The 20,307-nt window shown below is 60.6% G+C and carries 19 protein-coding genes; 11 read left to right on the forward strand and 8 right to left on the reverse strand.

Annotated features, from left to right (window positions below; all coding sequences use genetic code 11):
- Positions 1-373 precede the first annotated feature (373 nt).
- The 11 genes from arnB to ACJ8PI_RS06705 all read left to right on the forward strand — a co-directional run bounded on the left by arnB (position 374) and on the right by ACJ8PI_RS06705 (position 12,426).
- Positions 374-1,528, forward strand: a complete 1,155-nt coding sequence (gene arnB / locus ACJ8PI_RS06655; RefSeq protein WP_033638335.1) for a UDP-4-amino-4-deoxy-L-arabinose aminotransferase — start codon at positions 374-376, stop codon at positions 1,526-1,528.
- Entirely contained in the window at positions 1,485-2,495 is a 1,011-nt protein-coding gene (gene arnC / locus ACJ8PI_RS06660) for an undecaprenyl-phosphate 4-deoxy-4-formamido-L-arabinose transferase (protein ID WP_194243198.1), read from the forward strand. The genes arnB and arnC overlap by 44 nt, the downstream gene beginning before the upstream one ends.
- The gene (gene arnA, locus ACJ8PI_RS06665) at positions 2,495-4,477 is read left to right on the forward strand and encodes a bifunctional UDP-4-amino-4-deoxy-L-arabinose formyltransferase/UDP-glucuronic acid oxidase ArnA (RefSeq protein WP_033653939.1); all 1,983 of its coding nucleotides are present in this window, start codon (positions 2,495-2,497) and stop codon (positions 4,475-4,477) included. Before arnC ends, arnA begins: the two co-directional genes overlap by 1 nt.
- Positions 4,474-5,379 (forward strand): 4-deoxy-4-formamido-L-arabinose-phosphoundecaprenol deformylase, encoded by a 906-nt coding sequence (gene arnD / locus ACJ8PI_RS06670; RefSeq protein ID WP_049234258.1) that lies wholly within the window; start codon positions 4,474-4,476, stop codon positions 5,377-5,379. The genes arnA and arnD overlap by 4 nt, the downstream gene beginning before the upstream one ends.
- Positions 5,376-7,040 (forward strand): lipid IV(A) 4-amino-4-deoxy-L-arabinosyltransferase, encoded by a 1,665-nt coding sequence (gene arnT / locus ACJ8PI_RS06675; RefSeq protein WP_103773982.1) that lies wholly within the window; start codon positions 5,376-5,378, stop codon positions 7,038-7,040. Before arnD ends, arnT begins: the two co-directional genes overlap by 4 nt.
- Positions 7,037-7,381, forward strand: coding sequence for a 4-amino-4-deoxy-L-arabinose-phosphoundecaprenol flippase subunit ArnE (arnE, locus tag ACJ8PI_RS06680; RefSeq protein WP_033653923.1), 345 nt, complete (start codon positions 7,037-7,039; stop codon positions 7,379-7,381). The genes arnT and arnE overlap by 4 nt, the downstream gene beginning before the upstream one ends.
- Positions 7,378-7,770, forward strand: coding sequence for a 4-amino-4-deoxy-L-arabinose-phosphoundecaprenol flippase subunit ArnF (gene arnF / locus ACJ8PI_RS06685; RefSeq protein WP_033638346.1), 393 nt, complete (start codon positions 7,378-7,380; stop codon positions 7,768-7,770). Before arnE ends, arnF begins: the two co-directional genes overlap by 4 nt.
- 176 nt (positions 7,771-7,946) lie before the next feature.
- The gene (locus tag ACJ8PI_RS06690) at positions 7,947-8,411 is read left to right on the forward strand and encodes an NlpC/P60 family protein (RefSeq protein ID WP_016927954.1); all 465 of its coding nucleotides are present in this window, start codon (positions 7,947-7,949) and stop codon (positions 8,409-8,411) included.
- Positions 8,412-8,470: 59 nt separating this feature from the next.
- A complete protein-coding gene (locus tag ACJ8PI_RS06695) occupies positions 8,471-9,484 on the forward strand; it encodes a lipoate--protein ligase A (RefSeq protein ID WP_164134290.1) in 1,014 nt (337 codons plus the stop codon).
- A 510-nt stretch (positions 9,485-9,994) separates the two neighbouring features.
- Positions 9,995-10,726, forward strand: a complete 732-nt coding sequence (locus tag ACJ8PI_RS06700) for an EAL domain-containing protein (protein ID WP_399573725.1) — start codon at positions 9,995-9,997, stop codon at positions 10,724-10,726.
- A gap of 257 nt (positions 10,727-10,983) precedes the next feature.
- Positions 10,984-12,426 (forward strand): protein adenylyltransferase SelO, encoded by a 1,443-nt coding sequence (locus ACJ8PI_RS06705; protein ID WP_033653924.1) that lies wholly within the window; start codon positions 10,984-10,986, stop codon positions 12,424-12,426.
- A 37-nt stretch (positions 12,427-12,463) separates the two neighbouring features.
- Here the strand turns inward: ACJ8PI_RS06705 and ACJ8PI_RS06710 are convergent, their stop codons facing one another.
- The 8 genes from ACJ8PI_RS06710 to ACJ8PI_RS06745 form a co-directional block, all read right to left on the reverse strand.
- Complete coding sequence (locus tag ACJ8PI_RS06710) at positions 12,464-13,249, reverse strand: heme ABC transporter ATP-binding protein (protein ID WP_164134289.1); 786 nt, start codon at positions 13,247-13,249, stop codon at positions 12,464-12,466.
- On the reverse strand, positions 13,242-14,246 hold the full coding sequence (locus ACJ8PI_RS06715) for a FecCD family ABC transporter permease (protein ID WP_164134288.1): 1,005 nt from the start codon (positions 14,244-14,246) through the stop codon (positions 13,242-13,244). Before ACJ8PI_RS06715 ends, ACJ8PI_RS06710 begins: the two co-directional genes overlap by 8 nt.
- Positions 14,246-15,076, reverse strand: a complete 831-nt coding sequence (locus ACJ8PI_RS06720) for a heme/hemin ABC transporter substrate-binding protein (RefSeq protein ID WP_164134287.1) — start codon at positions 15,074-15,076, stop codon at positions 14,246-14,248. Before ACJ8PI_RS06720 ends, ACJ8PI_RS06715 begins: the two co-directional genes overlap by 1 nt.
- On the reverse strand, positions 15,073-16,110 hold the full coding sequence (locus ACJ8PI_RS06725) for a hemin-degrading factor (RefSeq protein WP_033638353.1): 1,038 nt from the start codon (positions 16,108-16,110) through the stop codon (positions 15,073-15,075). The genes ACJ8PI_RS06720 and ACJ8PI_RS06725 overlap by 4 nt, the downstream gene beginning before the upstream one ends.
- A gap of 66 nt (positions 16,111-16,176) precedes the next feature.
- Entirely contained in the window at positions 16,177-18,219 is a 2,043-nt protein-coding gene (locus tag ACJ8PI_RS06730) for a TonB-dependent hemoglobin/transferrin/lactoferrin family receptor (protein ID WP_049212652.1), read from the reverse strand.
- A gap of 94 nt (positions 18,220-18,313) precedes the next feature.
- The gene (gene hemP, locus ACJ8PI_RS06735) at positions 18,314-18,496 is read right to left on the reverse strand and encodes a hemin uptake protein HemP (RefSeq protein WP_016927944.1); all 183 of its coding nucleotides are present in this window, start codon (positions 18,494-18,496) and stop codon (positions 18,314-18,316) included.
- 170 nt (positions 18,497-18,666) lie between these two features.
- Complete coding sequence (locus ACJ8PI_RS06740; protein WP_038871031.1) at positions 18,667-19,152, reverse strand: glutathione peroxidase; 486 nt, start codon at positions 19,150-19,152, stop codon at positions 18,667-18,669.
- 105 nt (positions 19,153-19,257) lie between these two features.
- Positions 19,258-20,304, reverse strand: coding sequence for a 3-deoxy-7-phosphoheptulonate synthase (locus ACJ8PI_RS06745; RefSeq protein WP_004931381.1), 1,047 nt, complete (start codon positions 20,302-20,304; stop codon positions 19,258-19,260).
- Between the last annotated feature and the right edge of the window lie 3 nt (positions 20,305-20,307).

Consider the following 20,307-nt stretch of genomic DNA (forward strand, 5'->3'; position numbering starts at 1 on the left):
ACGAAAACTAAACGTAGTGAATATAAATAGCCGGGTAATCATCGGCTATTATTGTTCCACCGCTCATTTTATCGTGGGTTTTATTGAAAAGCGTCAATGACGTGCTAGGCTTGATTCGGCAAAAATAAAATAAGTAAATAATTATTAATATATATAATAAATTGATTTTCATAGTAAATTTAAATTAATGATGACGGCACCTATCCATCAGTTCTCCCACTGATGACACGTCTCGTCTTAAGGTTTAGTTAAGCTTGCGGCCTTACATTGTCAGTTAATCCACGGAAACGATTCTTCTCTGGCGTTTAATATTCGTTAAACGAAAGGGATTTACAGTGTCATCAAAAGCAGCTCGATACGTTTGGGGTTAACTATGGATCAATTTTTGCCTTTCTCTCGTCCGGCCATCGGCGATGAAGAAATCGCCGCGGTAGAGAAAGTGTTGCGTTCCGGTTGGATCACCACCGGGCCGCAAAACCAGCAACTGGAAAGCGACTTCTGCTCCACTTTCGGCTGTAAGCACGCCATCGCCGTCAGTTCCGCCACGGCGGGTATGCACATCACGCTGATGGCGCTGGGTATCGGCCCCGGCGACGAAGTCATCACCCCTTCGCAAACCTGGGTCTCCACCCTCAACATGATCGAGCTGCTGGGCGCCACGCCGGTGATGATCGACGTTGACCGTGATACGTTGATGGTCAGCGCCGCCGATGTCGAGGCTGCCATCACCCCGAACACCAAAGCGATTGTTCCGGTGCATTACGCCGGTGCTCCCCTGCAAATGGATGCGCTGCGCGCCGTAGCCGCACGCCATCGCTTGCCGCTGATCGAAGACGCCGCCCACGCGGTCGGCACGCGCTACAACGGCGAATGGGTCGGCGCACGCGGCACGGCGATTTTCTCTTTCCACGCGATTAAAAACGTGACCTGTGCCGAAGGCGGCCTGATCGCCACCGACGACGATGCGCTGGCGGATCGCCTGCGTTGCCTGAAGTTCCACGGTCTGGCCGTCGATGCCTTCGATCGCCAGCAGCTTGGCCGCAAACCGCAGGCCGAAGTGGTGGAGCCGGGTTACAAATACAACCTGTCCGACATTCATGCGGCGATCGCCGTGGTGCAGCTGTCGCGCTTTGCTGAGCTGAACGCGCGCCGTAAGGCGCTGGCACAGCGCTACCTGAGCGCGCTGGAAGGCTCGCCGTTCCAACCGTTGGGCGTGCCGGATTATCCGCATGATCACGCCTGGCACCTGTTTATGGTCCGCGTCGATCCCGCGCGTTGCGGCATCGATCGCGACCAGCTGATGGAGCGCCTGAAAGAGGTTGGCGTCGGCACCGGGCTGCATTTCCGCGCCGCGCATACTCAGAAATTCTACCGTGAGCGTTATCCGCAGCTTTCTTTGCCGAATACCGAATGGAACTCGGCGCGGCTGTGCACCTTACCGCTATTCCCTGATATGACCGACGCCGACGTGGATCGCGTGGTCAATGCCTTGTCTTCTGTTGTGGAGTCTTTACGTGCCTCGCGTTGAACCGATTAAAAAAGTCTCGGTAGTCATCCCGGTATACAACGAGCAGGAAAGCCTGCCGGCGTTGCTGGAGCGGACTACTGCCGCCTGTAAGCAGTTATCTCAACCTTATGAAATCATCCTCGTCGACGATGGCAGCAGCGACAACTCCGCTGACATGCTGACTGCGGCGGCGGAAAAGCCGGATAGCCACGTGATCGCCGTCTTGCTGAACCGCAACTATGGCCAGCACTCGGCCATTATGGCCGGTTTCAATCAGGTGACCGGCGATCTGGTGATTACGCTGGACGCCGATCTGCAGAACCCGCCGGAGGAGATCCCACGGCTGGTCAGCGTGGCGGAAGAGGGCTATGACGTGGTGGGCACCGTGCGCGCCAACCGTCAGGACTCCTGGTTCCGCAAAAGCGCCTCGCGCGTGATCAACATGATGATTCAACGCGCCACCGGCAAGTCGATGGGGGACTACGGCTGCATGCTGCGCGCCTACCGTCGTCATATCGTTGAGGCGATGCTGCACTGCCATGAGCGCAGCACCTTTATCCCGATCCTGGCGAATACCTTCGCCCGCCGCACGACCGAGATCGACGTGCGTCACGCCGAACGCGAGTTTGGTGACTCCAAGTACAGCCTGATGAAGCTGATCAACCTGATGTATGACTTGATCACCTGCCTGACCACCACGCCGCTGCGTTTGCTCAGCGTGGTCGGCAGCATCGTGGCGCTGTCCGGGTTTGTGCTGGCGCTGGTGCTGATAGCGCTGCGTCTGCTGCTCGGCCCTGAATGGGCCGCCGGCGGCGTGTTCACCCTTTTCGCCGTCCTGTTCACCTTTATCGGCGCCCAGTTTGTCGGCATGGGGCTGCTGGGTGAATACATCGGCCGCATCTATACCGACGTGCGCGCGCGTCCTCGCTATTTTGTTCAGAAAGTGGTCGGTGCACAGCAGGGCCACAATACTCAGGAAGAAGAATGATGAAAGCTATTGTATTTGCTTACCATGATATTGGCTGCGCCGGTCTGAAAGCGCTGACTGAGGCGGGTTATGACGTGCAGGCCGTGTTCACGCACACCGACGACCCTGGCGAGAACAACTTCTTCTCCTCCGTGGCCCGTTTGGGCGCCGAATTGGATCTGCCGGTCTATGCGCCAGAGGACGTAAACCACCCGCTGTGGGTTGACCGCATTCGCGCACTGCAGCCGGACGTGATCTTCTCGTTCTATTACCGCCACATGCTGAGCGACGAGATCCTGTCGCTGGCACCGCAGGGCGGTTTCAATCTGCACGGTTCGCTGCTGCCACGTTACCGTGGCCGTGCGCCGGTGAACTGGGCGCTGGTGAACGGCGAAACCGAAACCGGCGCCACGCTGCACAAGATGGTGAAACGCCCGGACGCCGGCGACATCGTCGGGCAGCAAAAAGTGGCCATCGCCGACAGCGATACCGCGCTGACGCTGCACAAAAAAGTGCTGGAAGCCGCGCAGATCGTGTTGAAAGAGCAACTGCCGAAGCTGAAGAACGGCACCGCCACCTTCACCAAGCAGGATGAGTCCCAGGCCAGCTACTTCGGCCGCCGCAGCGCGGCGGACGGCGAGATCCTGTGGCACAAATCCGCCCAAGAGATCAACAACCTGGTGCGCGCCGTCACCGAGCCGTACCCGGGGGCGTTCAGCTACCTCGGCCAGCGCCAGCTGATCGTCTGGCGCTCTCGCGTGCTGGATACCCAACACGATAAGCAGCCGGGCACCGTGCTGAGCACCTCGCCGCTGGTCATCGCCTGTGGCGAAGGCGCGCTGGAGATCGTCGCCGGTCAAAACGACAGCGGTCTGTACGTGCAGGGCAGCCGCCTGGCGCAGGAAATGGGCATCGTCACCGACGTGCGTCTGGCCGCCAAGCCGAACGCCGCGATGAAACGCCGCACCCGCGTACTGATCCTCGGGGTCAACGGCTTCATCGGCAACCACCTGACCGAGCGCCTGCTGCGCGACGATCGCTACGACATCTACGGTCTGGATATCGGCTCTGACGCCATCAGCCGCTTCCTCGACAACCCGCGCTTCCACTTCGTGGAAGGCGACATCAGCATCCACTCCGAGTGGATCGAGTATCACATCAAGAAATGCGACGTGGTGCTGCCGCTGGTGGCGATCGCGACGCCGATCGAATACACCCGTAACCCGCTGCGCGTGTTCGAGCTGGACTTCGAAGAAAACCTGAAGATTGTTCGCGACTGCGTGAAATACAACAAGCGCATCATCTTCCCGTCCACCTCTGAAGTGTACGGCATGTGCGACGACAAAGAGTTCGACGAAGACCATTCACGCCTGATCGTCGGGCCGATCAACAAGCAGCGCTGGATCTATTCGGTCTCCAAGCAGCTGCTGGATCGGGTGATCTGGGCTTACGGCGCCAAAGAAGGCCTGAAGTTCACGCTGTTCCGTCCGTTCAACTGGATGGGGCCGCGCCTGGATAACCTGGACGCGGCGCGTATCGGTTCTTCCCGCGCCATCACCCAGCTGATCCTCAACCTGGTGGAAGGTTCGCCGATCAAACTGATGGACGGCGGCGCGCAGAAACGTTGCTTCACCGACATCAACGACGGCATCGAAGCGCTGTTCCGCATCATCGAGAACCGCGACGGCCTGTGTGACGGCCAGATCGTCAACATCGGCAACCCGACCAACGAAGCGAGCATTCGCGAGCTGGCGGAAATGCTGCTGGAAAGCTTCAACAACCACCCGTTGCGCGACCGCTTCCCGCCGTTTGCCGGCTTCAAGGATGTGGAGAGCAGCAGCTACTACGGTAAAGGTTACCAGGACGTCGAGCACCGCACGCCGAGCATCAAAAACGCTCACCGCCTGCTGGGCTGGCAGCCGACCATCGAGATGAAGCAAACCATCGCCGATACGCTGGACTACTTCCTGCGCACTACCGTTCAGGAAGGGAACGGTGCATGAAGAAAGTCGGTCTGCGGGTTGATGTAGATACCTTCAGCGGCACCCGTGAAGGGGTGCCGCAGTTGCTGGACCTGTTCGAAAAGTACGACATTCAGGCCAGCTTCTTCTTCAGCGTGGGACCGGACAACATGGGGCGCCATCTTTGGCGCCTTTTGCGTCCGAAATTTTTGTGGAAAATGCTGCGTTCGAACGCCGCCTCGCTGTACGGTCTGGACATTCTGCTGGCCGGCACCGCCTGGCCGGGGCGCAACATTTCACGCGCGCTGGGGCCGCTGATGAAGCGCACCGCCGAAGCCGGCCATGAGGTCGGGCTGCACGCCTGGGATCACCAGGGGTGGCAGGCCAGGGTCGGCAAGTGGAGCGAGGCGCAGCTGACCGAACAGGTGCAGCTGGGCGTCGACGCCCTGAGCGCTTGCACCGGCCAGCCGGTGAAATGCTCCGCCGTGGCGGGCTGGCGCGCCGATACGCGCGTGCTGGAGGTCAAACAACGCTTCGGCTTCCATTACAACAGCGATTGCCGCGGCACCCATCCGTTCCGTCCGGTGCTGAGCGACGGGCGCCACGGTACGGTGCAGATCCCGGTGACGCTGCCGACCTTCGATGAAGTGATTGGCAGCGAAGTCAGCATGGCCGACTTCAACGACTATATTCTGCGCGCCATCGAGAACGATCGCGGCGTGCCGGTGTACACCATTCACACCGAAGTGGAAGGCATGTCGCAGGCGGCGATGTTCGAACAGTTATTGCAACGCGCACAGCGGCAGGGCATCGAATTCTGTCCGCTGAGCGCGCTGTTACCGCAAGATTTGGCGTCACTGCCGTTGGGCCGCATCAAGCGCGCTCCTTTCCCCGGCCGCGAAGGTTGGCTGGGCTGTCAAACCGATGTGAAGGACGTTACATGAAGGCGCTAAAAGGATCCTGGGCCATTGTGCTGGCCGTTTTTTTTGCTCTGGTTTACCTGATCCCGCTTAACGGCCGCCTGCTGTGGCAGCCGGATGAGACGCGTTATGCCGAGATCAGCCGTGAAATGCTGCAGCGCGGCGATTGGGTCGTGCCGCACCTGCTGGGGTTGCGCTATTTCGAAAAGCCGGTGGCGGGTTACTGGTTCAATAACATCAGCCAGTGGCTGTTTGGCGAAAACAACTTTGCGGTGCGTTTCGGCTCGGTGTTCAGCACCGGCATGACCGCGCTGCTGGTGTTCGCGCTGGCGATGCTGATGTGGCGCAATGCGCGCCGCGCCAGCCTGGCGGCGCTGATGTTCCTGTCGATGGTACTGGTGTTCAGCATCGGCACCTACAGCGTGCTGGATCCGATGATCTCGCTGTGGCTGGCGGCGGCGATGGTCAGTTATTACCTGACGCTGAAAGCCACCTCGGTCAAAGGCAAGCTGGGCGCTTACGCGTTGCTGGGCCTGGCCTGCGGCATGGGCTTTATGACCAAGGGCTTCCTGGCGCTGGCGGTGCCGGTGATCGCGGTGATCCCGATCGTCATTCAGCAACGCCGCATCAAGGATCTGCTGTGTTATGGCCCGGTGGCGATCGTGACCGCTACGCTGCTCAGCCTGCCGTGGGCGCTGGCGATCGCGCAACGCGAACCCGATTTCTGGAATTACTTCTTCTGGGTCGAGCATATTCAGCGTTTCGCCGAAGATAACGCCCAGCACAAGGCGCCGTTCTGGTATTACCTGCCGGTCCTGCTGGCGGCGGTGCTGCCGTGGCTGGCGCTGCTGCCCGGTGCGCTGCTCAAGGGTTGGCGCGAGCGCGTACAGCGTCCGGAGCTGTTCTTCCTGCTGAGCTGGGCGCTGATGCCGCTGATCTTCTTCAGCATCGCCAAAGGCAAGCTGCCGACCTACATTCTGCCGTGCATGGCCCCGCTGGCGCTGCTGATGACCGCCTATGCGGAAGACTACGCCGCCACGCTGCGCGCCAGGCTGTTCAAGGCCAACGCCTGGCTGAACGGCCTGTTCGGCCTGATCGGCATCGTGGCGCTGGTGGTGTTGAGCGCCGGTCTGCTGCCGAAGGCACATCTGTTTACTCCGCAGGAGTGGCCGAAACTGGTACTCGGCCTGATCGCCTTCGGCGGCTGGCTGCTGTTCGCGCTGGTTTCCGTACGCGACAACGGCCGCCAATGGCGCTGGGCGGCGGCTTGCCCGGTGCTGCTGTGCCTGGTGATCGGTTACGCCATCCCGCAACAGGTGACCGATTCCAAACTGCCGCAAAACTTTGCCCGCGCCACGATGGCCGAACTGAGCGACAGCCGCTATGTGTTGAGCGACAGCGTCGGGCTGGCGGCCGGCCTGGCCTGGGAGCTGAAGCGCAGCGACGTGCTGATGTACAGCCAGAAAGGCGAGGTGGCCTATGGTCTGGAGTACCCGGACGCCAAGGGGCACTTGATCAGCGATGCCGACTTCCCGCAGTGGCTGGCGCAGGCGCGCAAGCAGGGGAACGTGTCGCTGGTGCTGCAGCTGTCCCGTGGCGAAGCGCTGCCGCAGGAACTGCCCGCCGCAGACAAGGTGGATCGCATGAACCGCCTGGTGCTGATGTGGTATAAACAGCAACCATGATGGGTTTTCTGTTGGTGATTGTGGTCAGCCTGCTCACCTGTGGTGGGCAGCTGTGCCAGAAACAGGCGGCGCACTGTTGGGAACGGGCGGACGAGGCGCGGCTGAAGCTGACGCTGCGCTGGTTGGCGCTGGCGGTGCTGCTGCTGGGGCTGGGCATGGCGGTGTGGCTCAATGTGCTGCAACGCCTGCCGCTCAGCCTGGCTTACCCGATGCTCAGCCTGAACTTCGTGATGGTGACGCTGGCGGCGCGCTGGCTGTTTCATGAGCCGACGACCGCCCGCCACTGGTGCGGCGTAGCGTCGATTATGTTGGGGATCCTGCTGATGAGCGTGCATTCATGAGGGGCTATGCCTGGGGCGCCGCCAGCGTGTTGCTGGTGACGTTGGCGCAGTTGCTGATGAAGTGGGGCATGGTGCAAATCCCGCTGATGTCGTTCGCCGACGTCTCGTTGGCGCTGATCGGCGGCTACTGGCTGCCGCTGTTGGCGGTGGGCGGCGGCATCTGCGGTTATGCGCTGTCGATGCTGTGTTGGTTCTTTGCGCTGCGCCACCTGCCGTTAAACCGCGCTTATCCTCTGTTGAGCGTCAGTTATGCGCTGGTCTATCTGGCGGCGGTGATCCTGCCGTGGTTCAACGAGTCCGCTACGCTGCTGAAAACGCTGGGCACGCTGTTTATTCTGTTCGGCGTCTGGCTGATTAACAGCAAGTCCGAGACTAAATCGCCGGAATAGGGCCAAAACCGGCGATCCTGTCATTATCTCCCTTATGGCGCTTGCCTTTTTCCCCGTGCGGGAGATAAATTAACGCCAAATAGCGCTCTCCTTACGTGGTGCCGGCTTTGCCTCGCAGGCGGTGTGGTGGTGTACCGGATGGCATAATGCGGCAACGTGTTCAATGAAGGGATATTATGCGGATGCGTGTGTGGTTTTTATTAGCCAGTTTGATCCTCGCCGGGTGCAGCAGCCATGCGCCGCCGCCCAGCGGCCGCCTGGCGGACTCTATCGTGGTGGTGGCCCAGCTCAATGAGCAGCTGCGCCAGTGGTACGGCACGCCATACCGTTACGGCGGCCTGGATCGGGGCGGGGTAGATTGTTCCGGCTTTGTTTACCGCACGTTCCGCGATCGCTTCGACATGCAACTGCCGCGTTCGACCGAAGAACAGACCTCGCTGGGCACCAAGGTCTCACGCGATGAGCTGATGCCGGGCGATCTGGTGTTTTTCAAAACCGGCGGCGGTGAGAACGGCCTGCACGTCGGCATTTACGATACCAACGACCAATTTATCCACGCGTCGACCAGCCGTGGAGTGATCCGCTCCTCGCTCGATAACGTCTACTGGAAGCGGGTGTACTGGCAGGCGCGACGCATTTAGCCTTAACCCATTGATTTGGTGTATCATGGCGGCATCTCATGTTTTGGACGGTGCCTGCCATGAACAGCCTGCGTTTACTGATCTCCGACTCCTACGATCCCTGGTTCAACCTGGCGGTGGAAGAGTGCATTTTCCGCGAAATGACCACGCAAAAAATTCTCTTCCTGTGGCGCAATGCCGAAACGGTGGTGATTGGCCAGTCGCAGAACCCCTGGAAAGAGTGCAACACCCGGCGCATGGAGCAGGACGGCATTCGGCTGGCGCGGCGCAGCAGCGGCGGCGGGGCGGTATTTCACGATCTGGGCAATACCTGCTTCACCTTTATGGCCGGCAAGCCGGGCTACGACAAGAGCGTCTCGACCGACATCATTCTGCAAGCGCTGCGGCAGCTGGGCGTCGCGGCTAGTGCGTCGGGGCGCAACGATCTGGTGATGGAAACCGCCGACGGGCCGCGTAAAATATCCGGCTCGGCCTATCGAGAAACCCAGGATCGCGGTTTCCACCACGGCACGCTGCTGCTGAACGCCGATCTGGAACGGCTGGCGAACTACCTCAATCCGGATCCCAAAAAGCTGCAGGCCAAGGGCATCACCTCGGTGCGTTCACGCGTCGCCAATCTGGCGGAGTTTTTGCCGGGCATCAGCCATGAGCAGGTATGCGACGCCATCGTGCAGGCTTTCTTCGCCCACTATGGCGAAACGGCCGAGCCGGAGATCATTTCGCCGGACGTGTTCCCCGATCTGCCCGATTTTGCCGCGCAGTTCGCCAAACAAAGCAGCTGGGAATGGAATTTCGGCAAGGCGCCAGCGTTCAGCCACTTGCTTAACGAGCGCTTTGTCTGGGGCGGCGTAGACCTGTTCTTCGATGTGGAGAAGGGGGCTATCGTTCGCGCGCAGGCGTTCACCGACAGCCTTAATCCTGCCCCGCTGCAGCGGCTGGCGGATATGCTGGTGGGCTGCCCGTATCGAAGCGAGCCCGTTGCCGCCTGCTGTGATCGACTGATGGCGGACTATCCTCAGCAGGCGGCCGAATTAGCCGAACTGCGGCAATGGCTGAGTGAAACGATCCGTTAGCGGAGGCCAGGTGATGAAGGGATGAGCGTGCTCATCCCTTTTTTTATCGCTGAAATCGACGTTTTGCACGGCGGTAGCGCAGATTTTCTGAAAATCAAGGTGGGCATTTTTTTGCGTTTTCAATGCCGAGAATAACGGGCGGAATTGATGCGTTATTAAATTTAATCAGTCATCGTTAACGGCAGGAAAAATCGGCGTTAAGGCGGGAAGATTATTTTACTTTATTTAAGATTTTTCTTAAATAAAACAAAGGAGATAAGTCAAATTTGGCCGTCAATCCATTCTACTTAAGCCAAATACCTTTTCACATAACGCGTTTGGCGGGCGCCATGGCATAAGTTCGGCTGCTTTTCTTTGCGCCTTTCACGATTGTCGTATAGCTTTAATCTATCAATTAAATGATATTTCATGGGTATTTACATTGATATTTCCGATTAATCCCAGAGGGATTGATCGATAAAATATATTGATATACGATGATACGCTAGCCATTCATCCTGTGGCATTAAAATGAACATCCAACTCGAAGCTGACTTTATTAGTAGCTATGTTTTTCAACCTGTTTACTCAATGGAGGGCGGGCTGTTGGCGGTGGAAATGTTGAGCCGATTCAACAGTCTCGACGGTGATTTAGCCATGCCGGCCGAAATTGGGATTAATTTATTGGCGCCTGAACAAAGGATTGAGTTATTTAATGAGCAACTGAAACTTGCGGAGCAGCATGCGGCTTGGTTTACCGGTAACAACGTGCAGTTGACCATCAATATCGAAGAAACCATCGTTGAGCTTATTCTTTCCGATTCGGCGTTGTGCCAGCGGATCGGGCAATATCCTTTTATTGCATTTGAAGTGAGTGAGAGTTTTCCGAATCTTTCGGCCGGGAAGAACAACCCGAGCGTGCGGCGATTAAGCGAAATGTTTACGCTGTGGCTCGATGATTTCGGTTCCGGTAAAGCCACGCTGACCGCGTTGTACGATGGTTTGTTTGACTACGTAAAGATAGACAAGCGTTTTTACTGGCAGCTGTTTACCCATCAGGGATATGACGTGGTCATCGACTCGTTGTTAAAGAATATCAACCTGTTATGTAAAGGCGTGATCGTCGGAGGAATAGAGAAAAAAGAGTATTTTAATAAACTCAGGTACGCCGGTGTTTTAGGTCTGCAAGGTTTTTTATGGCCCAGCGTTGGTGTGGATAATCTGAAAGCTTTGCTGGCGACGCCCAGCGAGTTCAATAATTAAGAAGTGATATAAAAAATTACACACAATGAGGTAAATCATGCGCGGAGTGAGGTTACCGTGATTCCGCTACCGTTATTGATCCTCGTTGTTGGGCTGATAACACCGTTTATCAGCCGGCATTAAACCGCGCTTCCTCAGCCAGGCGGAACGCCAAACTCCCCGCATCCGTCCTGACGACAGGCGGATGCGTTCTCCCTGCATTCCTTCGGTGTTAATCCGCTCGTTCAGGCTCTACACTACGCTGAAACGGAGGGCCTATGCCGCAGTTCGATAACGCTTACTACCAACAGTTACCCGGCTTCTACACCGCTCTGAACCCGACGCCGCTCAAGGATGCGCGCCTGCTGTACCACAGCGAGCCGCTGGCGCGCGAGCTGGGGCTGGATGAAAGCTGGTTTACTCAGGATAAAACCCCGATTTGGGCGGGAGAAACGCTGCTGCCGGGCATGCAGCCGCTGGCGCAGGTGTACAGTGGCCACCAGTTCGGCGTGTGGGCCGGGCAGTTGGGCGATGGCCGCGGCATTTTGCTTGGCGAACAGGTTCTGGCGGACGGCAGCCACCGCGACTGGCACCTGAAGGGCGCCGGGCTGACGCCGTATTCGCGCATGGGGGACGGCCGCGCGGTGCTGCGTTCGGTTATCCGCGAGTTTCTGGCCTCTGAGGCGCTGCACCATTTGGGGATCCCCACCACCCGAGCGTTGACCATCGTCACCAGCAGGCAGCCGGTATTCCGCGAGCAGCCGGAACGCGGTGCCATGCTGATGCGGGTGGCGGAAAGCCACGTGCGCTTCGGCCACTTCGAACACTTTTACTACCGTAAACAGCCGGAGCAGGTACGGCAGCTGGCGGATTTCGTCATTGCCCGTCACTGGCCGCAGCTGCAGGATCAGGCCGAGCGCTACCTGTTGTGGTTTACCGACGTGGTCGAACGCACGGCGCGCCTGATCGCCCATTGGCAAACCGTCGGTTTCGCGCACGGCGTGATGAACACCGACAACATGTCGATTCTCGGTATCACCATCGATTACGGCCCTTACGGCTTCCTTGACGACTACCAGCCCGGCTATATCTGCAACCATTCCGATCACCAGGGGCGTTACGCCTTCGACAATCAGCCGGCGGTGGCGTTGTGGAACCTGCATCGTCTGGCGCAGACCCTATCGGGGCTGATGACCACCGAACAGCTGCAGCAGGCGCTGGCGGCGTATGAGCCGGCGCTGATGCGCGCCTATGGCGAACAGATGCGCGCCAAACTCGGCTTCTTCACGCCGACGGCGCAGGACAACGACGTGCTCACCGGTCTGTTGAGCCTGATGGCGCAGGAAGGGCGGGACTATACCCGCACGTTCCGCCTGTTGAGCGAGACCGAACAGCAGCAGGCGCAGTCGCCGCTGCGCGACGAGTTTATCGATCGCGCGGCGTTCGACGCTTGGTATCAGCAGTATCGTCAGCGTTTGCAACAGGAGCAGGTGAGCGATGCGGAGCGGCAACGGGCGATGAAGGCGGTGAATCCGCGGCTGATCCTGCGCAACTACCTGGCGCAGCAGGCGATTGAGGACGCGGAGAACGACGACGTGGGCCGTTTGCAGCGATTGCATCAGGCCCTGCTGCGGCCGTTCGACGATGTGCCGGAGTATGACGATCTCGCCGCGCTGCCGCCGGACTGGGGCAAGCACCTGGAGATTTCCTGCTCCAGCTGAGATGAAGAAAGGGCGCTTGATAGCGCCCTTAAATTTTTTATTGGCGCAGGTAGACCTGCGGCAGCGACACTTCGGGATGATGCACCACGCCGAGATCGGCCTGATACCAGCGGGTGAGGATCTCCGTTTGCAACACTTCCTGCGGCGTGCCGCTCGCCACCAACCGCCCCTGATGCAACAGCAGGATCCGATCGGCGTACAGCGCGGCCAGATTGAGATCGTGCAGCACGCAGCAGACGCCCAGCGGCTGTTGGCGTGTCAGCGAGCGCAGCAGGCGCAGGGTGTGCTGCTGGTGATACAGATCCAGCGCCGAGGTCGGTTCGTCGAGGAACAGCCAGGCGGGGGACGGCTGCGGTTGCCACAGCTGCGCCAACACCCGCGCCAGCTGCACCCGCTGTTGTTCGCCGCCGGACAGCTGGCGGTAGTCGCGCTGCGCCAGCGCCAGGCAGTCGGTTTGCGCCATCACCTGTTGGATCGCCTGATGCTCGTCGCGTTTGCCGTGCGGCGAACGCCCCATGCTGACCACTTCTTCCACGCTGAACGGAAACGCCAAATCGCTGTACTGGCGCATCACGGCCCGGACTTTGGCCAACTGTTGCGGCGCCCAGTGTTCCAGCGGGCGGTCAAGCAGCCGACATTCGCCGCAGTCCGGCGTCAAATAGCCGGTCAGCAAGCGCAGCAGCGTCGATTTGCCGGCGCCGTTAGGGCCGATAATCGCCACCATTTCACCGCCGGCAAGGCTGAGCGAAACGTCGTTGATCAACCGGCGCGTACCGAGGCTGTAACGCAGCTCCCGGGCTGTCAGGCAGGCGGTGTTATCCACCGGCTCGCTCCCGCTGGCGCATCACCAGCCACAAGAAATAGGGACCGCCGATCAGGCTGGTCATCAGCCCCACCGGCATTTCGGCCGGCGCCACCAGCGTGCGCGCCAGCGTATCGCTGACCAGCAACAGGCTGGCGCCGCCCAGCGCGGAGCAGGGCAGCAGCCAGCGGTGATCGCCGCCGAGGCGCATGCGCACCAGATGCGGCACCACCAGGCCGACGAAGCCGATCACACCGCTCATCGCTACCGCCGCGCCGATCAGCAGGGCGCTCAGCAACAGCAGCTGCAGCTTGGCGCGCTGGACGTTCACCCCGAGGTAGTGGGCCTCTTCGTCCCCCAGCTGCAACAGGTTCAGCCGGCGCGCCTGCAGCAGCGTCAGCAGCGCCGCAGGCAGGATCAGCGAGGCGGAAACCGCCAGGGTCGGCCACTGCGACTGGCTGAGGCTGCCCATCATCCACAGCGAGAACTGGCGCAGCTGTTGATCGCTGCTGACGTAAGAGAGCACGCCGATGGCCGCCATGCACAGGGCGTTGATGGCGATGCCCGCCAGCAGCAGCCGCGACAGATTGCCGTGCCCGCTGCGGCTGATGCCGTAGATCAATAATGACACCAGCAGGCTGCCGAGGAACGCCGCCAGCATATGACCGTACAGCGCGATCGTCACCGGCAACGCCAGCGGCATCACGATGAACAGCGCGACAAACAGCGCGCCGCCGCTGCTGATGCCCAGCAGGCTCGGATCCGCCAGCGGGTTGCGGAACAGCCCTTGCATCACGGCGCCGGACACCGCCAGCGCGCAGCCGATCACCACCGCCAGCAGCACGCGCGGCAGGCGAATGTTCAACCAGATGTGCCAGGCTGCGTCGCTGAAGGGCTCGCGCCATAGGGTGCGAAACGACAGCGTCAGCGCGCCCAGGTTGGCGGCGACCAGCGCCAGCAGCGTCAGCAGCACCAGCAGACCGATGATGGCCAGCTGAGGCGAGGTGCGACAGCGCATTACTTTTGCTCCGCCGCGTGGCGCAGCTTGGCCAGCGCCGCCGGCGTTTCCAGACCGAAGCCCAGCAGCGCCATGTCATCGACGATCAGCACGCGGCGCTGCTTGCCTGCCGGCGTCAACGCCAGGCCCGGCAGCGTCCACAACTGCTGTTCGCCGCCGAGGGTGCGCACGCCGTCGGTAGTGACCAGCAACAGATCCGGCGCGCTGGCGATGACGCCTTCCTGCGACAGCGGCCGGTAGCGGTCAAAGCCCTGCATGGCGTTTTTCAGCCCGGCGGCGGCGATCACCGCGTCGGCAGCGGTGTGTTGCCCGGCGGCCATCGGCGTAATGCCGCCGTGGCTCATTACGAACAGCACCTTGACCGGCAGCGGGGAGGTATCGACCGCCGCCAGCTGTTGTCGATAGCGCTCGCTCAGCTGTTTGCCTTGCTCAACGCGTTGCAGCGCGGCGGCGATCGCGGCGATTTTTTGCGGCACCGCCTGCAGGGTGGTGTCACCCGGCACGCTGACCACGTTGACGCCGCTGTCCGCCAGCTGTTTGAGCACCAGCGCCGGCTGTGCCAGCTCGGTCGTCAGCACCAGCGTCGGCTTCAGCGCCAAAATGCCTTCGGCGTTCAGCTGGCGCATGTAGCCGACGTCCGGCAGCTTTTTCACCGCTTCCGGATGCAGACTGGTGCTGTCGCGGGCGACCACCTCGTCGCCGGCGCCGAGCGCGAAGGCGATTTCCGTCACGTCGCCGCCGATCGAGACGATGCGCTGCGCCGCCGAGGCGGTGAGCGGCAGCGCCAGCGACATCATCAACGCCAGGCGGCGGATCAAGGAAGATTTCATGCGGCGATGTCCTTGGCGGCGAGCGCGGCAACCTGCTCGCGCCACTGGGTTTGTTCCGGCTGGCCTTCGGTGCGCTGGCCATACAGCTGCGCGATCTGCGTGCCGTCGGCGGCGAACAGCTCCAGGCTGGTGACGATGCCGTCCTTGGTCGGTTTACGGGTGATCCAGCTTTCGGCGATGGCGTCTTCAATCAGGTGCAGCGTGAAGCGGCGGTTGAACACGTTGATCCAGCCTTCCTGCGGCATCAAACGTTCGATCTGGCCGGTGAAGATCTGCACGCAGCCGCGGTTGCCGACGAAGATCATGATCTCGTTTTGCTGTTGCTGCGCCGCTTCGAGCAGCTGCGACAGCGCGCTGTTGTCCACCTGGTAGGCCAGATCGTCGCCGACGGCGCGGAAGGCCTGTTGGCGCGTCAGCTTGTTGCGGCTCAGCAGCTGGAAGAACTGGTGAACGTCGGTCATCGCGCGCCACTCACCGTCGATTTTGGCATGATCCTGCGTCGTTTCATCGGTGGTTGCCGCCTCGGCGGGCTGCAGCGCCAGCGCCGGGTTTTCTTCGCTCAGGTGGCGCTCCACCAGCGCCATCCAGGCCGGCAGATCGGTTTCCTCGGTGGTGTAGACCTTGTGCAGCGCATCGCCCTGTTGGTCGAAGAACTGAATGCTGTGGCGCACGCCGCGCTTGTTGGTTTCGCTCATGGCGAAGACGCTGGTCCAGTGGTTGAGGAACAGGCGCAGATCCAGCTCGCGTGGGTTGAGGATCAGCCCGGCGTGGCCGTTGAGGTGCTGATTGCGGTAGCGGCCCATCTGCTCATGCACCGCATAGCTGTTGCGGGTGATGGACTTGGTGACGCCGACCTGCTCAAGCTCGGTCAGCAGGGTGCGCGCGTCGGCCTGCAGGCGGCGGGTGTCGTGGCCGACGCGGGCGTGCGTCAGCTCCGCTTCGCTGACGCCGAGGATCGCCGCCAGATCGCGGGCGTATTTGCCGGGGTGATCGATTTTAGCCTGTTGGTAGCGTTCGTATAGGGTGTTGCTCATGCGGGATTCTCCTGCGCTGTAATGCGAACGGCGGACAACCGGGTTGTCCGCCAGATAGTCAAATGATTACCACTGGTAGCTGACCAGCAGTTTGGCGTTGCGGCCATCCTGCGGGACGCCCTGCGGCGAGTAATATTCCTTGTCGAAGGCGTTGCCCAGCACCACGGTGGTGGTCATGCCCTGCAGCCGATCGCGGCCCTTGTAGCTCAGATAGAAGTCGTTGACGCCATAGCCGCCTTGTTCCGAGTAGGTGGCGGGCACTCGCTTGGCGCGTTCGGCGAAGGTGGCGACCCAGCCGGCGGACAGACCGGTTTCGCCCAGCGGCACGTCCAGCGAGCTGGTAACGGTATCCGGGCTGATGTCGGCCAGCCAATCGCCGCTTTTCGCGTTCAGCTCGCCATTGCGAGACTTGTCCTTGCCGCGTGTACGGTTGTAAGCCAGATCCCAGTTAAACCACTTGGTCTGATAGTTCAGCGAGGTGTCCCAACCCCAAATTTTGGCGCGAGAGATATTCGCTGAGGCGGTCTGCGTGCGAGTGACATACATGAAGATGTAGTCTTTGGCGTCGGTATCGAAGTAACTGGCCTTGAATTGCAGGCTGTCATCCGCCAGCAGCAGATCGTCGAAGCGCAGCCCGAAACCGGCTTCGGTGGTGCTGGTGGTTTCCGGCCGCAGATTAGGATTGGGCACCCAATAGTTGCCGGGGAAGTGGCGCGAATCGTTGTACATCTCGCCCATGGTCGGGGCACGGAAGGCCTGGGAATAGGAACCGAACAGCATCAGCCAGTCGGTCGGCGAGTAGCTCAGGGCTCCGCGGGACGACCATTTGTCGGCCTTGACGTCTTCGTGGCCCTGGCTGCTGCCTTTGTAATCGTCGTAGCGCGTGCCTGCCAGCACGGTGACCGGAATGTCGCGCAGCGTAATTTCATCCTGCAGCCAGCCGGAGGCGAAGTTTATCTTGGCCTGCGGGAAGCTGGTGGTGGCGCCGCCCGGCTGCTGTTTCTGTTCATAGATCTCGGAGCCGTAGGTCAGCAGGTGTGACGCAAAGCTGTCGGCGAACAGGCGCGTGCGGTTTTCCAGCTTGCCGCCGTTGGTGGTCTGCTTGCGGAATTCGTCGGTCGCGCCGGCGTTGTGTGCATTGATTTTGACTTCCGAGGTGTACAACTTGGCGGTGGCGTCCAGCCAATCCTGGCCGACCGGCTTGAGCTTATAGCTCAATGCCGCATCGCGCTGGATGGTCGAGCGGTTGGTCATCGGGTTGCCGCTCGAGCTGCCCGGCGTCTGCGGATTTTTCGGTTCTTGAGCGCTGTTGTTGTAGTAGCGCAGATCGCCGCTCAGCGACTGATTGTCGTCGATCTTCCAGGTGCCTTTGGCCAGCACGTTGCTGATGGTTTCGTCGTTAGGCGCATCGAAGCCGTTGCCCTGGCGCAGATCGCCGACGTCGCGGGTGCCGAAAGACAGCAAACCATCGAGGTTATCGGTCTTGCCGTAGGCGCTGGCGCCCATGCCCAGGCTGTGATCGCCGCTGCCGGCGGTGCCGTAGACGCGGAACCCGCTATCGTGGCCCGGCAGCAGCAGATCGGCGGCATCAACGGTCTCGTAGGCGATAACGCCGCCCAGCGCGCCGCTGCCGTACAGCAACGCGGAGGGGCCGCGCACGATTTCAATGCGTTTCACCAGCGCCGGATCGAGGAAGGTGCCGCCGATATGGCCGGTATCGGTCCCCTGGCGGATGCCGTCGACCAGCGTCAGCACGCCGTTTTTGCCGTAGCCACGCATCGTCACGTCCTGGCCGTTGCTGCGCCCGGTGCCGTTGACGGTGATGCCCGGCACGCGGCGCAGCATATCGGCGGCCGAGGTGGCGGTCTGGCTTTCCGGCGAGTTGCCTTCGATGACCGTGACCATCATCGGCGCTTCAAAGCTGCTGCGCTGGTTGCCGGTGGCGACCACGGTCATGGTCTCGTCGGCGGCTTTGGCTTTTTTGGCCGGCGCCGCGTTGGAAGAGGATGTTGTGCTGGTGTTTTGTGCCAAGGCCACCGTAGGCAGAGCGCAGGCAATCGCCAGACTCAAAGCGGAAAAACGCAGCCGGGTGGAAAATGTCAGAGGCATGGTGCAACTCTCCGTATGTAATAAAACATATCAATAGATTTGCTGGCTGCCTGGATCAAAAGATCGGGGTGGCTGGCGTTTGAGGGTTCTGTGGTTATTTGGTCAGGATCAATTTCCCGGCTTTGGTCTGCCGCAGCTGATAGCGCTGGCCCTGATGGGTAATGAACGCGATGCCGTCGGCGCCGAGCAGCTGTGCGCTGTCGTAGCTGGGCGGCGCGTTTGCGCTGTGCTCGGTCGGGGCCGCGGCGGCGGGGGTAGGCGTGTTGGCAGTATCCATTATCATTGTGCTTATAAAACAGACCATTAAATGGTAATTAATATCAAACTGAGAATCATTATCATGTGAAGGAAAGGTTACATCAAGGAAAATTTTCTTACCGATGGAACCTTTTTGTCGAATGGACATCCGGCGGCGGGCCGAGCGTACCCGGCCCGTAAAAAAGGGCGTTATTTCAGCAGGGTTTCGATGCGGTCAAACAGGCGTTCGGGTTTGGTGATCGGCGCAAAGCGCGTGACGCGCTGGCCGTCGGCGGTGAGCAGGAACTTGGTGAAATTCCATTTGATGCGGCGGCTGCCCAGAATGCCGGGCGCCAGGCGTTTCAACTCATTGAACAGCGGGTGCGCGCCGGGGCCGTTAACGTCTATCTTGCTGAACAGCGGGAAACTGACGCCGTAGTTGAGGCTGCAAAAGTTGGCGATCTCCAGCGGGCTGCCCGGCTCCTGAGAACCAAACTGGTTGCAAGGGAAGCCGAGCACCACCAGGCCGCGTTCGCGATAGTATTGCCACAAATTTTCCAGCCCGCGGTATTGCGGGGTGAAGCCGCACTTGCTGGCGGTGTTGACCACCAGATAAGCGCGCGCCGGGAAATCGCCCAGCGTTTTTTGCTCGCCCTGCAGCGTGACGCAGGGGATGGATAACAGAGAGTGAATCATGCCGGGGCTCCAGGTGCGTTTCGGCGGGTGCAAATAGGTTGCAATCAGTATAGATGAGCGGTGCGGGAGGGATAAAGCCGGGGCGAAGCCCCGGCCTAGGTTGCGTCAGAAACGGCTATCGACCGCATCCGCCAGCATCGCCAGCAACTGTTCGCTGTCGGACCAGCTCAGGCAAGGATCGGTGATTGACTGGCCATAGGTCAGCGGCTGGCCGGCGACGATCTTCTGCGTGCCTTCCACCAGGAAGCTTTCCGCCATCACGCCGGTGATGGCGGCGGAGCCGGCGCGGATCTGTTGGCAGACGTTGTCGGCCACTTCCAGCTGGCGGCGGTGCATTTTCTGGCAGTTGCCGTGGCTGAAGTCGATCACCAGGTGTTCCGGCAGATCGAACTCGCGCAGGCTGTCGCAGGCGGCGGCGATGTCGCTGGCGTGATAGTTCGGCGTTTTGCCGCCGCGCATGATGATGTGGCCGTACGGGTTGCCGCTGGTCTGGTAGATGGTCATTTGGCCATGTTTGTCTGGCGACAGGAACATGTGCCCGGCGCGCGCCGCGCGAATGGCGTCGATGGCGATGCGGGTGTTGCCGTCGGTGCCGTTTTTGAAGCCGACCGGGCAGGAGAGCGCCGAGGCCATTTCACGGTGGATCTGGCTTTCGGTGGTGCGCGCGCCGATGGCGCCCCAGCTGATCAGATCGGCGATGTATTGGCCGACCACCATGTCCAGGAATTCGGTGGCGGTCGGCAGGCCGAGCTGGTTCACTTCCAGCAGCAGGCGGCGCGCCATTTCGATGCCACGGTTGACCTGGAAGGTGCCGTCCAGCGCCGGATCGGATATCAGGCCTTTCCAGCCGACGACGGTGCGCGGTTTTTCGAAATAGGTGCGCATCACGATCTCCAGGCGATCCTGGTAGCGTTCGCGCAGGGCGTTCAACCGGCCGGCGTAATCGACGGCGGCGTCGAGATCGTGGATGGAGCAGGGGCCGATCACCACCAGCAGGCGGCGGTCTTCACCGGTGAGGATTTTTTCAATGCGTTTTCGTGACGCGGTCACGTTGTCGGCGACGGCCGCCGAGATCGGCAGCTTGTCCGCCAACGCTTGCGGCGTGACGAGGCTGTCGATGCGCGCGGTCCGCAGTTCATCTGTTTTGTGCATGTT

Source organism: Serratia sp. CY82433 (assembly GCF_052166535.1).
In the GTDB taxonomy this organism is placed as follows: domain Bacteria; phylum Pseudomonadota; class Gammaproteobacteria; order Enterobacterales; family Enterobacteriaceae; genus Serratia; species Serratia sarumanii.

What these genes read in the sequence shown, in the direction of transcription:
- arnB (WP_033638335.1), top strand. Translation starts at nt 374, where the DNA reads ATGGATCAATTTTTGCCTTTCTCTCGTCCGGCCATCGGCGATGAAGAA.
- arnC (WP_194243198.1), top strand. Translation starts at nt 1,485, where the DNA reads ATGCCTTGTCTTCTGTTGTGGAGTCTTTACGTGCCTCGCGTTGAACCG.
- arnA (WP_033653939.1), top strand. Translation starts at nt 2,495, where the DNA reads ATGAAAGCTATTGTATTTGCTTACCATGATATTGGCTGCGCCGGTCTG.
- arnD (WP_049234258.1), top strand. Translation starts at nt 4,474, where the DNA reads ATGAAGAAAGTCGGTCTGCGGGTTGATGTAGATACCTTCAGCGGCACC.
- arnT (WP_103773982.1), top strand. Translation starts at nt 5,376, where the DNA reads ATGAAGGCGCTAAAAGGATCCTGGGCCATTGTGCTGGCCGTTTTTTTT.
- arnE (WP_033653923.1), top strand. Translation starts at nt 7,037, where the DNA reads ATGATGGGTTTTCTGTTGGTGATTGTGGTCAGCCTGCTCACCTGTGGT.
- arnF (WP_033638346.1), top strand. Translation starts at nt 7,378, where the DNA reads ATGAGGGGCTATGCCTGGGGCGCCGCCAGCGTGTTGCTGGTGACGTTG.
- ACJ8PI_RS06690 (WP_016927954.1), top strand. Translation starts at nt 7,947, where the DNA reads ATGCGGATGCGTGTGTGGTTTTTATTAGCCAGTTTGATCCTCGCCGGG.
- ACJ8PI_RS06695 (WP_164134290.1), top strand. Translation starts at nt 8,471, where the DNA reads ATGAACAGCCTGCGTTTACTGATCTCCGACTCCTACGATCCCTGGTTC.
- ACJ8PI_RS06700 (WP_399573725.1), top strand. Translation starts at nt 9,995, where the DNA reads ATGAACATCCAACTCGAAGCTGACTTTATTAGTAGCTATGTTTTTCAA.
- ACJ8PI_RS06705 (WP_033653924.1), top strand. Translation starts at nt 10,984, where the DNA reads ATGCCGCAGTTCGATAACGCTTACTACCAACAGTTACCCGGCTTCTAC.
- ACJ8PI_RS06715 (WP_164134288.1), bottom strand. Translation starts at nt 14,246, where the DNA reads ATGCGCTGTCGCACCTCGCCTCAGCTGGCCATCATCGGTCTGCTGGTG.
- ACJ8PI_RS06720 (WP_164134287.1), bottom strand. Translation starts at nt 15,076, where the DNA reads ATGAAATCTTCCTTGATCCGCCGCCTGGCGTTGATGATGTCGCTGGCG.
- ACJ8PI_RS06725 (WP_033638353.1), bottom strand. Translation starts at nt 16,110, where the DNA reads ATGAGCAACACCCTATACGAACGCTACCAACAGGCTAAAATCGATCAC.
- ACJ8PI_RS06730 (WP_049212652.1), bottom strand. Translation starts at nt 18,219, where the DNA reads ATGCCTCTGACATTTTCCACCCGGCTGCGTTTTTCCGCTTTGAGTCTG.
- hemP (WP_016927944.1), bottom strand. Translation starts at nt 18,496, where the DNA reads ATGGATACTGCCAACACGCCTACCCCCGCCGCCGCGGCCCCGACCGAG.
- ACJ8PI_RS06740 (WP_038871031.1), bottom strand. Translation starts at nt 19,152, where the DNA reads ATGATTCACTCTCTGTTATCCATCCCCTGCGTCACGCTGCAGGGCGAG.
- ACJ8PI_RS06745 (WP_004931381.1), bottom strand. Translation starts at nt 20,304, where the DNA reads ATGCACAAAACAGATGAACTGCGGACCGCGCGCATCGACAGCCTCGTC.